This is a genomic window from Mycobacterium sp. pW045, from assembly GCF_041287085.1.
Classification (GTDB): Bacteria; Actinomycetota; Actinomycetes; order Mycobacteriales; family Mycobacteriaceae; genus Mycobacterium; species Mycobacterium algericum_A.
The window spans coordinates 471,678-485,147 of sequence record NZ_JBGGKU010000002.1 but is presented as its reverse complement, the minus strand read 5'-3'; the positions used below and the strand labels follow the sequence as shown (position 1 = coordinate 485,147).

At 70.3% G+C, this 13,470-nt stretch carries 12 protein-coding genes; 11 read left to right on the top strand and 1 reads right to left on the bottom strand.

Features of this window, described 5'->3' with window-relative positions; genetic code table 11:
* Positions 1-16: 16 nt before the first annotated feature.
* Genes ACAG20_RS04680 through ACAG20_RS04655 form a run of 6 tightly spaced genes read left to right on the top strand, consistent with a single transcriptional unit; the run spans position 17 to position 7,454 of the window.
* Positions 17-1,375 carry an ABC transporter substrate-binding protein gene (locus ACAG20_RS04680; protein WP_370491701.1) on the top strand — a complete coding sequence of 453 codons (1,359 nt, stop codon included), beginning with the start codon at positions 17-19 and terminating at the stop codon, positions 1,373-1,375.
* Positions 1,372-2,220, top strand: a complete 849-nt coding sequence (locus ACAG20_RS04675; protein WP_370491700.1) for an ABC transporter permease — start codon at positions 1,372-1,374, stop codon at positions 2,218-2,220. Before ACAG20_RS04680 ends, ACAG20_RS04675 begins: the two co-directional genes overlap by 4 nt.
* Complete coding sequence (locus ACAG20_RS04670) at positions 2,217-2,948, top strand: ABC transporter ATP-binding protein (protein ID WP_370491699.1); 732 nt, start codon at positions 2,217-2,219, stop codon at positions 2,946-2,948. Before ACAG20_RS04675 ends, ACAG20_RS04670 begins: the two co-directional genes overlap by 4 nt.
* Positions 2,945-5,647 carry a fumarate reductase/succinate dehydrogenase flavoprotein subunit gene (locus ACAG20_RS04665; RefSeq protein ID WP_370491698.1) on the top strand — a complete coding sequence of 901 codons (2,703 nt, stop codon included), beginning with the start codon at positions 2,945-2,947 and terminating at the stop codon, positions 5,645-5,647. Before ACAG20_RS04670 ends, ACAG20_RS04665 begins: the two co-directional genes overlap by 4 nt.
* Before the next feature lie 60 nt (positions 5,648-5,707).
* Positions 5,708-6,268, top strand: coding sequence for a TetR/AcrR family transcriptional regulator (locus ACAG20_RS04660; RefSeq protein WP_370491697.1), 561 nt, complete (start codon positions 5,708-5,710; stop codon positions 6,266-6,268).
* A 34-nt stretch (positions 6,269-6,302) separates the two neighbouring features.
* Positions 6,303-7,454: an acyl-CoA dehydrogenase family protein gene (locus ACAG20_RS04655; protein WP_370491696.1), complete on the top strand. Its 1,152-nt coding sequence runs from the start codon at positions 6,303-6,305 to the stop codon at positions 7,452-7,454.
* A 7-nt stretch (positions 7,455-7,461) separates the two neighbouring features.
* Here the strand turns inward: ACAG20_RS04655 and ACAG20_RS04650 are convergent, their stop codons facing one another.
* Positions 7,462-8,664 (bottom strand): serine hydrolase domain-containing protein, encoded by a 1,203-nt coding sequence (locus ACAG20_RS04650; RefSeq protein WP_370491695.1) that lies wholly within the window; start codon positions 8,662-8,664, stop codon positions 7,462-7,464.
* A gap of 301 nt (positions 8,665-8,965) precedes the next feature.
* Between ACAG20_RS04650 and pyrR the strand changes: the two genes are divergently transcribed.
* Genes pyrR through carA form a run of 5 tightly spaced genes read left to right on the top strand, consistent with a single transcriptional unit; the run spans position 8,966 to position 13,452 of the window.
* Entirely contained in the window at positions 8,966-9,547 is a 582-nt protein-coding gene (gene pyrR, locus ACAG20_RS04645) for a bifunctional pyr operon transcriptional regulator/uracil phosphoribosyltransferase PyrR (protein ID WP_370491694.1), read from the top strand.
* Positions 9,544-10,533 carry an aspartate carbamoyltransferase catalytic subunit gene (locus tag ACAG20_RS04640; RefSeq protein WP_370491693.1) on the top strand — a complete coding sequence of 330 codons (990 nt, stop codon included), beginning with the start codon at positions 9,544-9,546 and terminating at the stop codon, positions 10,531-10,533. Before pyrR ends, ACAG20_RS04640 begins: the two co-directional genes overlap by 4 nt.
* Positions 10,530-11,822, top strand: a complete 1,293-nt coding sequence (locus ACAG20_RS04635) for a dihydroorotase (RefSeq protein ID WP_370491692.1) — start codon at positions 10,530-10,532, stop codon at positions 11,820-11,822. Before ACAG20_RS04640 ends, ACAG20_RS04635 begins: the two co-directional genes overlap by 4 nt.
* Positions 11,819-12,331 carry a transporter gene (locus ACAG20_RS04630; protein ID WP_370491691.1) on the top strand — a complete coding sequence of 171 codons (513 nt, stop codon included), beginning with the start codon at positions 11,819-11,821 and terminating at the stop codon, positions 12,329-12,331. Before ACAG20_RS04635 ends, ACAG20_RS04630 begins: the two co-directional genes overlap by 4 nt.
* Positions 12,328-13,452: a glutamine-hydrolyzing carbamoyl-phosphate synthase small subunit gene (gene carA / locus ACAG20_RS04625; RefSeq protein WP_112687929.1), complete on the top strand. Its 1,125-nt coding sequence runs from the start codon at positions 12,328-12,330 to the stop codon at positions 13,450-13,452. The genes ACAG20_RS04630 and carA overlap by 4 nt, the downstream gene beginning before the upstream one ends.
* Positions 13,453-13,470 lie beyond the last annotated feature (18 nt).

The window sequence follows — 13,470 nt, the reverse complement described above, 5'->3', positions numbered from 1 at the left end:
ACCACCAAGGTGTTTCATGAAGAAGACCCTGATTCTGCTGGCGTGCAGCCTGGTATTCACCGGGTGCTCGCTGGAATCCACCACGGCGGGTGATTCCGTCGACGTGGTCGTGGGCTACCAGTCCAAGACCATCAACACCGCTACCGCCGGCACGCTGCTGCGCGCCCGTGGCTATCTGGAACGCCGGCTCGCCGACATCACCGCCCGGACCGGCACCCGCTACCGGGTCGACTGGCAGGACTATGACACCGGGGCGCCGATCACCGCGCAGATGCTCGCCGAGAAGATCGACATCGGCTCGATGGGCGACTATCCGATGCTGGTCAACGGCATCCGCACCCGCGACAGCGAGCAGGCCCGCACCGCGATCGTCTCGGTGACCGGCTACCACCCGGCCGGTGCGCTGAACATGGTGGTGGTGGCGCCCGATTCGCGCGCCGACACCCTCGCAGACCTGGCCGGGGCCCGAGTGTCGGCCAGTGTGGGCTCGGCGGGCCACGGCACCCTGCTGCGCGCGCTGGCCGGTACCGGGGCGCACGTCGAAGTGCTCAACCAGCAGCCACAGGTTGGTGCCTCATCCCTGGAGTCCGGGCAGGTAGAGGGCCTGTCGCAGTTCGTGGCCTGGCCCGGCCTGCTGGTCTACCAGGACCGGGCGAGACTGCTCTACGACGGCGCCGAGCTCAACCACCCGACCCTGCACGGGGTGGTGGTGCGTCGCGGCTACGCACGATCGCACCCGGAGGTGCTCAACGCGTTTTTGCAGGCACAGCTGGACGCCACCGACTTCCTGAACCGCAAGCCGCTGGAGGCGGCCCGGATCGTCGCCGAGGGCAGCGGGCTGCCGCAGGAAGTCGTCTACCTCTACAACGGGCCGGGCGGAACGTCGTTCGACACCACCGTCAAACCGGCGTTGGTCGCGGCGTTGAAAAACGATGTGCCCTACCTGAAGTCGATCGGTGACTTCGCCAACCTGGATGGTTTCGACATCGACCGCTTCATCGACGACGGACCGCTGCGGGCGGCGTTCGCCGAGCGCAAGCTGGACTACAACAAGGCGGTCGCCGCCCTGGACAAACCCGCGACGACCGGTGGCGAACTGTGGCTGCAGGGTTCGGAGACGACGGTGGGGGTGGCCGATCCCGACCAGCTGTTGCAGGCCGTGCGGGCCGCAACCGCCCGCGGCGATCGCATTCGCGCGGCGTATGTGCACGACGCCGAACTGGGCACCCGGTGGTTCGCCGACAAGTCGGCGTGGGTCCGCGACGGCGGGCACCACTTGGCCTTCGACACCGTCGCGGGGGCGCGGCGCTATGCGGCCGCGCATCCAGGCAGCACCGTGGTGGACTACCAGCAGGCGCTGGCGGCCGCGGCATGACCGCGGTCGTCACCGGTGGCCCGGCGGTGTCGGCAGCGGTCGATGCAGCGCCGCGCCGGCACGTCTCGGTGCGACGGTCCTGGCTGCTGCGCCTGGCGTCGGTCGCCGCCGCGGTCGGGGTGTGGCAGCTGCTGACCGCGGCCGACGTGCGCTGGTGGCTGCGATTCGACACCCTGCCCACCGTCAATGAGGTCTTTGCCACCCTGGTGCGGCGGCTGAGCACCGAGGCGTACTGGCTGGACCTGGCCCAGTCACTGGTCCGGATTCTGACCGGATTCGGCCTGGCCGCCGTCGCCGGGCTGGCCACCGGCATCCTGCTGGGCCGCTCCCGGGTCGCCGCGGACGTGCTGGGGCCGATCACCGAGCTGATCCGGCCCATCCCCGCGATAGCCGTCGTGCCGGTGGCGATCCTGCTGTTCCCGGCCGGCGAACAGGGCATCGTGTTCATCACCTTCCTGGCCGCCTATTTCCCGATCCTGGTCAGCACCCGGCATGCGGTGCGTGCGCTGCCGACGCTGTGGGAGGACTCGGTCCGCACGCTGGGCGGCGGCCGGTGGGATGTGCTGAGCCAGGTGGTGTTTCCCGGGATCCTGCCCGGGGTCTTCGGCGGCCTGTCGGTCGGGATGGGCGTGTCGTGGATCTGCGTGATCTCCGCGGAGATGATCTCCGGGCGCCTCGGTATCGGCTACCGCACCTGGCAGGCCTACACGGTGCTGGCCTACCCCGATGTGTTCGTCGGGATCATCACCATCGGCGCGCTGGGGTTCGCGACGTCGGCGGCGGTGGAGGTGCTCGGGCGCCGGCTGACCCGCTGGTTGCCGCGCAGCGAGGAGAACGCGCGATGACCGCCGGCATGAGCCTCACTTTGGAGCGGATCCGGCTGTCCTACACCGATTCCCCGGTGATCGACGAGCTGAGCCTGGCGGTGCGTCCCGGCGAGATCCTGGTGCTGACCGGACCGTCCGGCTGTGGCAAGTCGACGGTGCTGCGCGCCGTGGCCGGACTGTTGACACCCGAACGCGGCCGAGTGCTGGCCGACGGCGTCACAGTGGCCACCACCTCGGGGGATAGGGCGATGGTGTTCCAGGACAACGCGCTGCTGCCGTGGCGGTCGGTGCGTTCCAATATCGAGCTGGCGCTGCGGCTGCGCGGTGTGCCGCGCAGCGGGCGCCGGGCTCAAGCCGACCGGTGGATCACCGAGCTGGGCCTGAGCGGGTTCGGCGACTATCTGCCCAAGAGCCTCTCCGGCGGGATGCGGCAACGCGTTCAGTTGGCCCGGGGACTGGCCGGCGCGCCCCGGGCGGTATTGATGGACGAGCCCTTCGGTGCCCTGGACAGCGCGACCCGCGCCGCGATGCAGGCACTGCTGATCCAGACCTGGCGTACCCACCCGACCACGATCGTGTTCGTCACCCATGACGTCGACGAGGCGCTGGCGCTCGGCGACCGGGTGGCAGTGCTGGGCCGTGCCGGGCAGCCACTGCGGGCGCTGGCCGATGTGCCCGAGCCGCGCAGCGCGCGGCCCGAGCCCGCGTTGCGTGCCGAACTCCTTTCCGCATTGGACTATTCATGATCGAGATACCGGATGCCTCCCAGTCGCTGCGGCTGGACTGCGACGTGCTGGTGATCGGCGGCGGCACCGCGGGCACCATGGCCGCCCTGACCGCCGCCGAGCACGGCGCCCGGGTGCTGCTGCTGGAAAAGGCGCACGTGCGGCACTCCGGCGCCCTGGCGATGGGCATGGACGGGGTCAACAACGCCGTCATTCCCGGCAAGGCCGAACCCGAGGACTACGTCGCCGAGATCACCCGTGCCAACGACGGAATCGTCAACCAGCGCACCGTGTACCAGACCGCCACCCGCGGATTTGCGATGGTGCAGCGGCTGGAGCGCTACGGGGTCAAGTTCGAAAAAGACGAGCACGGCGAGTATGCGGTGCGCCGCGTACACCGCTCCGGTTCCTATGTGTTGCCGATGCCCGAGGGCAAGGACGTCAAGAAGGCGCTCTACCGCGTGCTGCGGCAACGCGCCATGCGCGAGAAGATCCGCATCGAAAACCGGCTCATGCCGGTACGCGTGCTCACCCGGGACGGCCGTGCGGTCGGCGCGGCCGCATTGCACACCCGCACCGGTGAATTCGTCGCCGTCGGCGCAAAGGCGGTGATCCTGGCCACCGGGCCGTGCGGGCGGCTGGGGTTGCCCGCCTCGGGCTACCTGTACGGCACCTACGAGAACCCCACCAACGCCGGTGATGGTTACTCGATGGCCTACCACGCCGGCGCCGAGCTGTCCGGCATCGAGTGCTTCCAGGTCAACCCGTTGATCAAGGACTACAACGGGCCGGCCTGCGCCTATGTCGCCAACCCGTTCGGCGGCTATCAGGTGAATGCGCTGGGGGAGCGCTTCGTCGACTCCGACTACTGGTCCGGACAGATGATGGCCGAGGTCAAATCCGAGATCGACTCCGCCCGGGGGCCGATCTACCTCAAGGTGTCGCACCTGCCCGACGAGACGTTGTCGGCGCTGGAGGACATCCTGCACACCACCGAACGGCCCACCCGGGGCACCTTTCACGCCAACCGCGGCCACGACTACCGCACTCACGACGTGGAGATGCACATCTCCGAGATCGGCTTGTGCTCCGGGCATTCGGCGTCGGGGGTGTGGGTCGACGAGCATGCCCGCACCACCGTGGCAGGCCTGTACGCGGCGGGTGACCTGGCCTGCGTGCCGCACAACTACATGATCGGTGCCTTCGTGTTCGGCGATCTGGCCGGCGCACACGCGGCGTCCACGCTGGCCGATAACGCCGCGCCACAGGACCTTCCGGTCGACCAGCTGGCCGAGGCCCACGAGCTGATCTACCGTCCGCTGCGCCACCCTGACGGCCCGCCGCAACCGCAGGTGGAATACAAGCTGCGCCGGTTCGTCAACGACTATGTCGCACCGCCCAAGACGGCCGCCAAGCTGTCGCTGGCGGTACAGACCTTCGAGCGGATGCGCGGTGAGATCGCCGAGATGGGCGCACGCAGCCCGCACGAGCTGATGCGGGCGGTCGAGGTGTCGTTCATCCGGGACTGCGCCGAACTGGCGGCCCGCTCGTCACTGACCCGTACCGAATCGCGCTGGGGTCTCTACCACGAGCGTGCCGATCTGCCCGGCCGGGACGACAGCCGGTGGGGGTATCACCTCAACGTGCGCAAGGGCCCCGACGGGGAGATGGAATTCCTGAAACGCCCCGTCGCGCCGTATTTCGTTGCGGTGCCCGAGCTCGACGGCCTGCCGCCGGCCGACCAGTCGGTGTATCCGGTGTCGCAGCCGCCGCTGCTGGGCGGTCAGGCGCCTGCGACCGCGCAGTCCCGGGTCGGGCCGCCGGGCGCCTCGCACCCGCCGTCGCCGCGGATCGCGGCTGTCGTCGCCTTGGACGAGCCGGCCCTGACCGATCTTGCCGAGTTCCTCGCTGACCCCGATCCGGCGGTGCGGCGCACCGCGGTCGCCGCGCTGACCGAGCACACCCCCGACGGATACGCCAGCGCATTGTTCGACGCGCTCGCCGACGACGACGCCGCGGTGCGCCGCACCGCCGCCGACGGCGCTCGCGAACTGGTCGAAGTGGTGACCGACCCGGCAGCGGCTGGTCACGGGCTGGACTCCTCGGACCCGGTGGTGCGGGCGTGCGTGGTGTATCTGCTGTCCAGCCGGCGCGTCGGCGACCCGGCGCACTATCGCGCTGCGTTGGCCGACCCGGACCACCGGGTGCGCATCGAGGCGGTGCGTGCGCTGGTGTCGGTCGACGACGCATCGACGGTGGCCACCGCCGCCGGTGACGGCAACCGGGAGGTGCGCATCGCGGTCGCCAACGCGTGCGCGACGTTGCGGGCCGGAGCCGACACCGTCCGCGACCTGATCGGGGACCCAGACCCGCTGGTGCGCGCCGCCGCCTTGGCAGCGCTCGGTGAGATCGGTTGCGGCGACGAGGACATCGCCGTGGTGGCACCGGCGCTGACGGAGTCGGCGTGGCAGGTGCGGGTCGGCGCGGCGCGGGCGCTGGCCGGCGCGTCCGCCGCCGAGGCGGTGCCCCGGCTGACATTCGCCCTCGAGGATCCGCACCTCGACGTGCGCAAGGCCGCGGTGCTGGGATTAGCACGCTGGACGGCCTCGGACGGCGCCGCACGCGATGCGTTGGGTATCGCCGTCAAGGACAGCGACGCCGACGTTCGCGCCTATGCGCGTCGGGCACTGCTGGAAGCGGGCGTGCACTCGGGCGGCTAGCTGGTCGACAACGGTGGAAACGGTATGCGGCGCGCGCCGAGATCAGTACCCTGACTCGGCATGGCCGACGCCTCCACCAATGCGCGCCTGTCCGTGCAGGACTGGGTGCAGGCCGGGTTCCGCATCCTGGCCGAGGAAGGGCTGAAAGCGCTGACCATCGATCGGCTCTGCCGGCGTCTCGGAGTCACCAAGGGCAGCTTCTACTGGCACTTCGCCGACATGAAGACCTACCGGCAGGACCTGGTCGACACCTGGGCCGCCGTGCGTGATGAAGACCGAGGCGACTTCGAGGCGCTGTCGGCGTTGCCGCCGCGCGAACGGCTCTCGCGCATGATGACCTCGCTGGTCGGCCCGCGGCACTGGATGCTGGAACGCGCGATGCGCGAGTGGGCGCGCTCGGAGGACAGCGTCGCCGAAGCGGTGCGCAGCTCGGATCGGCGGGTGCTCGCGGCGGTCCGCCAGGTCTTTCTCGACGACGGCTTCGACGCTGACGCCGCCGACATGCGGGCCAACGCCACGTTCGCCGCGGGCATCGGATTCCTGCACCTGGCCGGCTCGCGGCCCAGTCCGCGCGCCGTCGGCCGGCGTGAGCAGTTCCTGGACGTGATGCTGCGACACTGAGTGTCCATACCAAAAGGTATGGTAGGTTCCCGGGATGACGACACCGCCGGTCACCGCGGACTTCATCGATCGGTTGGCCGACCGCGCGGCCGAGGCCGAAGACCTGCGGCGGCTGCCGGCCGCGACCATCGAGGACTACCGGCGCTCCGGGTTGGCCGGTCTGCTGCTGCCGGCGCGTTACGGCGGTCAGCAGGCAGAGTTTCCGGAGATCCTCGAGCCGATCCGAGCGATGGCGCACGGCTGCGCCTCCAGTGCCTGGACACTGGGCTTCTACACCCTGCACAACTGGATGCTGGCGCTCTTTTGCGAGCAGGCCCAGGACGAGGTGTTCGCTTCCGGGGCGGTGCTGTGTCCGGCGCCGTTGGCCCCGACCGGTCGCGGGGTGCCCGACGGCGATGGCATCCGGCTGCGCGGCCGATGGTCCTGGGCGACCGGGGTCGCCGACGCCGACTGGATCCTGGTGGGGGGTATCTGCGGCCCTGACGACGCGCCTTATCCGGCGCTGGTGCTGCTACCGGCCGCCGACATCAGCGTCGAAGACGTCTGGCACACCGCCGGTATGCGAGCCACCGGTTCCAACGACGTCGTCGTCGACGACGTCTGGGTGCCGCAGCACCGGCTGGTCAAAGTCGTCGACATCTATTCGGGCACCGCGCCAGGTGCCGCGCTGCACGACGCCCCGGCATACCGGTGGCCGATGGTGCCGGCGCTAGCGATGGTGGCGGCGATGCCCGCGCTGGGTTCGGCCGAACGGGTGGCCGACCTCTACGCCCAGCGTCTCGGCGAACGGGTGTTGGCCTATTCCGGTGCGGCACAGAAGAACCAGCCCGCCGCGCAGATCCGACTCGGCGACGCGAGGGTACGGCTGCGCGCGCTGCGAGGGCTGCGCGACGACACGGTGGCCGGCATCCAAGCCGCGGTTAGCAGCGGCGAACGGATCGGCCGAGCCGCCCGCGCGGACGCGCGCGCCGCGGCCGCCCACATCGTGCACGAATCCCGCAGTGTGATCGCCGATCTGCTCGAGGCATCCGGGGCCAGCGTGCATTTCGTAGACAACCCGCTGCAGCGGATCAAACGCGACGTCGACATCATCTGCGGGCACGTCGTTTTCGACTACGACGTGGCGCGCGAACTGTCCGGCGCGCTGGAGGCCGGAGTGCAGATCTCCCCGATCGCGATGATCTGATCGCGGCTCATATCCCGAGGGCGCGATAGGTCCGCCGCACGAACTTCGGTTGCGCGACTCGCAGTTTGCCGACCGAGGTGTTGCCGGCCACGGCGACGGCCGCCTCGGTGGACAGCGTCGGGGAGTTCTGGATCAGGTACAGCAGAATGAGATCCGCCGCCGGATCGGCCTGCCACCAGGTTCCGTAGGCGCCCGGCCAGCTGAACGTGCCCGCGCCCCCGGGACCGAAGATCGGCTGGGATTTCGCCGGGTCGGTCACCACCGACAGGTTGAGGCCGAATCCTCGGCCGACCCAGAATGGGGCGCCCAGGAACGGGTGGCGCTTCTGGGAATCGGTCAGCTTGTCGGTGCGCATCGCCCGCACCGATTCCGCCGAGAGCACCCGGGTGCCGTTGAACACGCCGTCGGCCAACAGCATTCGTGCGAAAGCCAGATAGTCGTCGGCAGTCGACATCAGCCCGCCACCGGCGTTGGGGAAGGCCGGCATGGTGATCGGCATCGGTCCCATCGTGTCGTCGCGCAGCGTGTCGCCGTCGATGCGATACATGGTGGCGCTGCGCCCGCGAAGCGCCGGCGAGACGCAAAACCCGGTGTCGACCATCCCCAGCGGCCCGAGAATCCGTTCGTCGAGCACCTGCGGCAGCGGCTTGCCCTCGACGCGGGCCAGCAGCACGCCCAGCACGTCGGTGCCGTGCCCGTAGGTCATCCGCTCGCCGGGCTGATCCACCAACGGCAAGGCGGCCAGTGCGGTCAGCCAGGCATCCGGGCCGCGCCCGAACGGCAGCCGCTGATACTCCCGCGCGATCGGCCCGAGCGTCGAGAAGCCGTAGCCGATGCCGCAGCGGTGCGTCATCAGATCCTCGATCGTCAGGGCTCGCCGGGCCGGGGCGGTGCGATCCAGTGGCCCGGCCGGGTCCACCAACACGCTGGGCGCGGCGAACTCCGGCAGCCAGTGCGCGATCGGATCGTTCAGCCGCAGCCGGCCCTCATCGACCAGGCTCATCGCGGCGGCCACGGTGACGGGTTTGGTCATCGAGGCGATCCGGAACACCGTGTCGCGGGTCATCGGCAGTTGCGCCCCGACGTCGCGGTAACCGATCTCGTTGACCTGCAGCAGCTTGCCGCGTTGCCAGACGACTGTCACCGCGCCGGCCAGCAGGCCGGTGTCGCAGGCCTCGGCCAGTGGCGCCCGGTTGAGGTCCAGATTCACCCGCCCAGGCTAGCGGCGATCGCGAGCGCGGCGGAGCCGGGCGCTGCGGGTCGCCGCCATCAGCCCCGCGGCGATCGCGAGCGCGGCGGAGCCGGGCGCTGCGGGTCGCCGCCATCAGCCCCGCGGTGATCGCGAGCGCGGCGGAGCCGGGCGCTGCGGGTCGCCGCCACGGGAACCAGCGGCGATCGGCGGGCCGCCCAGCCGGCACGGCCACGCCGGGCGGGGTGCTAAGCTACCCGGCAGTTCGACATCCTTTAATGAGCCGTCCCGCGAGGCGGAGAAGGAGGTCCAGCGGTTTCGCATGGGCGCTGCCGGTAATTCCAGCACCGACCGGGAATTGATGTCCGCGGCGGATGTGGGTCGCACGATCTCTCGTATCGCGCATCAGATCATCGAGAAGACCGCCTTGGACGAGGCTCGCGGCGTCGATGATCCCGCCGCTCCACGGGTGGTGCTGCTGGGCATTCCGACCCGCGGAGTCACCCTGGCCGATCGCCTGGCCGCCAAGATCAGCGAATACTGCGGGGTCGAGGTCGGGCACGGTGCCCTCGACATCACGCTGTACCGCGATGATCTGATGCGCCAGCCGCCGCGGCCGCTGGAATCCACCTCGATCCCGGCCGGTGGTATCGACGATGCGTGCGTGATCCTGGTCGACGACGTGCTCTACGCCGGCCGGTCGGTGCGGGCCGCCCTCGATGCGCTGCGCGACGTGGGTCGGCCGCGGATCGTGCAGCTGGCGGTGCTGGTCGACCGCGGCCACCGCGAGTTGCCGGTGCGCGCCGACTACGTCGGCAAGAACGTGCCGACCTCCCGCGGTGAGAGCGTGCACGTGTTGCTGGCCGAACACGACGGCCGTGACGCGGTGGTGATCACCCGATGATCGCTCGGCACCTGCTGGCGGCCGGCGACCTGAGCCGCGACGAGGCCACCGCGATCCTCGACGACGCCGACCGGTTCGCGCAGGCCTTGGTCGGCCGCGAGGTCAAGAAGCTGCCCACGCTGCGCGGACGCACCGTGATCACGATGTTCTATGAGAACTCCACCCGCACCCGGGTCTCGTTCGAGGTGGCCGGCAAGTGGATGAGCGCCGACGTCGTCAACGTGTCCGCGTCGGGATCCTCGGTGGGCAAAGGGGAGTCGCTGCGCGACACCGCGCTGACGCTGCGCGCCGCCGGCGCCGACGCACTGGTCATCCGGCATCCGGCGTCCGGTGCTGCACAGCTGCTCGCCGAGTGGACCGCAGGCGCCGAGGGAGGCGGTCCGCGGGTGATCAACGCCGGCGACGGCACCCACGAGCACCCGACTCAGGCGTTGCTGGATGCGCTGACGCTGCGGCAGCGGCTCGGAGCGATCGATGGCCGCCGAGTGGTGATCGTCGGCGACATCGTGCACAGCCGGGTGGCCCGCTCCAACGTGCGGCTGCTGGCGACGCTGGGCGCCGAGGTAGTGCTGGTGGCCCCCCCGACGTTGCTGCCGGTCGGGGTGGCCGACTGGCCGGTGACGGTGAGTCACGACTTCGACGCCGAGCTGCCGGCCGCCGACGCGGTGCTGATGCTGCGCGTGCAGGCCGAGCGGATGACCGGTGGCTTCTTCCCCTCGGCGCGCGAGTACTCGGTGCGCTACGGATTGAGCGAGAAGCGCCGCACCATGCTGGCCGATGACGCGGTGGTGTTGCACCCCGGGCCGATGTTGCGCGGCATGGAGATCGCCTCGTCGGTCGCGGACTCGTCGCAATCGGCAGTGCTGCAACAGGTTTCCAACGGGGTGCACGTGCGGATGGCGGTGCTGTTCCACCTGCTGGTGGGCAGTCAGGCCGCGGCGGGGCCGGGGGCGGCCGGGTCGGCCGGAGAGGACGAAGCGCCGTGAGCGTGCTGATCCGCGGGGTGCGGTGTTACGGCGAGGGCGACCGGGTCGAGGTGCTGGTACAAGACGGCCAGATCGCCGAGATCGGTGCGGACGTCGGCGCCCCGGCCGGATGCGATGTCGTCGAGGCGCCGGGGCAGGTGCTGCTGCCCGGCTTCGTGGACCTGCACACCCATCTGCGCGAACCGGGTCGCGAATACACCGAGGACATCGAAACCGGTTCGGCCGCAGCGGCACTCGGTGGCTACACCGCGGTCTTCGCGATGGCCAACACCGATCCGGTCGCCGACTCCCCGGTGGTCACCGACCACGTCTGGCAGCGCGGCCAGCAGGTCGGCCTGGTCGATGTGCACCCGGTCGGTGCGGTCACCGTCGGGTTGGGCGGGACGCAACTGACCGAGATGGGCATGATGGCCGCGGGCGCCGCGGGTGTTCGGATGTTCTCCGACGACGGGGTGTGCGTAGCCGACCCGCTGGTGATGCGTCGCGCACTGGAGTACGCCACCGGGCTGGGGGTGCTGATCGCCCAGCATGCCGAGGAGCCCCGGCTGACCGTCGGCTCGGTCGCCCACGAGGGGCCCAACGCCGCCCGGCTGGGGCTCGCCGGTTGGCCGCGCGTCGCCGAGGAGTCGATCGTCGCCCGCGACGTCCTGCTGGCCCGCGACGCCGGTGCCCGCCTGCACATCTGTCACGCATCTACCGCGGGCACGGTGGAACTTCTCAAATGGGCCAAGGCGCAAGGTATCTCGGTGACCGCCGAAGTGACTCCGCATCATCTGATGCTCGATGACAGCCGGCTGGCCGACTATGACGGCAGGAACCGGGTCAACCCGCCGCTGCGGGAGGCCGCCGATGCGGCCGCGCTGCGCCAGGCACTGGCCGACGGCGTCATCGACTGTGTGGCCACCGATCATGCGCCGCACGCCGAACACGAGAAGGCCTGCGAGTTCGCCGTCGCCCGGCCCGGCATGCTCGGGCTGGAGACCGCGCTGTCGGTGGTGGTGGCGACCATGGTGGCGCCCGGGCTGCTCAGCTGGCGTGACGTGGCCCGGGTGATGAGCGAACGGCCCGCGCAGATCGTCGGCCTGCCCGATCAGGGCCGTCCGCTGGAGGTCGGTGAACCGGCCAATCTGACTGTGGTGGACCCCGAGGCGAGCTGGGTGGTGGCCGGCGACCGGCTGGCCAGCCGGTCGACCAACACCCCGTATGAGGCGATGACGCTGCCGGCCGCGGTCACCGCGACCCTGCTCCGCGGCCGGGTGACCGCGCGGGACGGGAAGATCCCGGCATGAACACGCCCACGATGGTCGCGTCGCTGATCTTCGCGGTCGTGCTGGTGCTGGTGATCGGGTGGTTGATCCGGTTGATGATGCGCGGCTGGCGCCGGCGGGGGCAGCTGCAGGAGACCCTGATCGGCACGCTGCCCGCGGTGCCCGACATGGTGGGCCCGCCCATCGTGGCGGCCACCCGCGGCCAGTACCTGGGCTGCACGCTCGCGCCGAAGTGGAACGACCGGGTGGTCGTCGGCGACCTGGGTTACCGCACCAAGGCGGTGCTGACCCGCTACCCGGAGGGAATCATGGTGCAGCGCAGCGGCGCCCGCCCGATCTGGATTCCGCAGGATGCGATCCTGGCGGTCCGCACCGAACGCGGTATCGCCGGCCGGGCCATCCCGACCCGAGCCCACGACGGGGTGCTGGTGATTCGCTGGCGACTGCCGTCGGGCACCGAGATCGACACCGGCTTCCGCGCCGACGACCGTTCCGAACACACCCGCTGGCTGGAAGGCGACAACACATGAACCCGCGCGCGGTGCTGGTTTTAGAAGATGGCCGGATCTTCACCGGACGGCCGTTCGGGGCCGTGGGGCAGAGCCTGGGCGAGGCGGTGTTCTCCACCGCGATGTCGGGCTACCAGGAGACCTTGACCGACCCCAGCTACCACCGGCAGATCCTGGTGGCCACCGCACCGCAGATCGGCAACACCGGCTGGAATCGCGAGGACAGTGAGAGCCGCGACGAGAAGATCTGGGTGGCCGGCTACGTGGTCCGCGACCCGTCGCCACGCGCCTCGAACTGGCGGGCCACCGGAACCCTCGACGAGGAACTGGTGAGCCAGGGCATCGTCGGGGTGGCCGGCGTCGACACCCGCACCGTGGTGCGGCATCTGCGCAACCACGGCGCGATGAAGGCCGGGGTGTTCTCCGGCGATGCGCTGGCCGCGCCCGAGGAGTTGGTGAGCCGGGTGCGTGAGCAGCCCTCGATGCTCGGCGCCGACCTCGCCGGGCAGGTCAGCACCGACACCGCGTATGTCGTCGAGCCCGACGGGGCGCACCGGTTCACGGTGGCCGCGCTGGATCTCGGCATCAAGATCAATACGCCGCGCAACTTCACCCGGCGCGGCATCCGCTGCCACGTGCTGCCCTCATCGGTGGACTTCGCCGCGCTCGGCGACCTCAAGCCCGACGGGGTGTTTTTGTCCAACGGGCCCGGGGACCCGGCCACCGCAGACCGGTTGGTGGCGCTGACACGCGAGGTGATCGGCGCCGGAATCCCGTTGTTCGGCATCTGTTTCGGTAACCAGATCCTGGGCCGAGCCTTGGGGCTGAAGACCTACAAGATGAAGTTCGGGCACCGCGGCATCAACATCCCGGTGATCGACCACGCCACCGGACGGGTCGCGGTGACCGCGCAGAACCACGGATTCGCCCTCGAAGGAGAAGCGGGGGAGGTCTTCAACACCGACTTCGGCCCGGCGGTGGTCAGCCACACCTGCGCCAACGACGGGGTCGTCGAGGGCGTGAAACTCGCCGACGGCCGAGCCTTCTCGGTGCAATACCACCCCGAGGCCGCGGCCGGACCGCACGACGCGGGACACCTTTTCGACCAGTTCGTCGACCTGATGGCAGGGGAGAAGCAGTGAGAGCCCCGGCCCCCACCC

Excerpts from the sequence above, each read along its gene's own strand:
- ACAG20_RS04680 (WP_370491701.1), top strand. The coding sequence starts at position 17 with ATGAAGAAGACCCTGATTCTGCTGGCGTGCAGCCTGGTATTCACCGGG.
- ACAG20_RS04675 (WP_370491700.1), top strand. The coding sequence starts at position 1,372 with ATGACCGCGGTCGTCACCGGTGGCCCGGCGGTGTCGGCAGCGGTCGAT.
- ACAG20_RS04670 (WP_370491699.1), top strand. The coding sequence starts at position 2,217 with ATGACCGCCGGCATGAGCCTCACTTTGGAGCGGATCCGGCTGTCCTAC.
- ACAG20_RS04665 (WP_370491698.1), top strand. The coding sequence starts at position 2,945 with ATGATCGAGATACCGGATGCCTCCCAGTCGCTGCGGCTGGACTGCGAC.
- ACAG20_RS04660 (WP_370491697.1), top strand. The coding sequence starts at position 5,708 with ATGGCCGACGCCTCCACCAATGCGCGCCTGTCCGTGCAGGACTGGGTG.
- ACAG20_RS04655 (WP_370491696.1), top strand. The coding sequence starts at position 6,303 with ATGACGACACCGCCGGTCACCGCGGACTTCATCGATCGGTTGGCCGAC.
- pyrR (WP_370491694.1), top strand. The coding sequence starts at position 8,966 with ATGGGCGCTGCCGGTAATTCCAGCACCGACCGGGAATTGATGTCCGCG.
- ACAG20_RS04640 (WP_370491693.1), top strand. The coding sequence starts at position 9,544 with ATGATCGCTCGGCACCTGCTGGCGGCCGGCGACCTGAGCCGCGACGAG.
- ACAG20_RS04630 (WP_370491691.1), top strand. The coding sequence starts at position 11,819 with ATGAACACGCCCACGATGGTCGCGTCGCTGATCTTCGCGGTCGTGCTG.
- carA (WP_112687929.1), top strand. The coding sequence starts at position 12,328 with ATGAACCCGCGCGCGGTGCTGGTTTTAGAAGATGGCCGGATCTTCACC.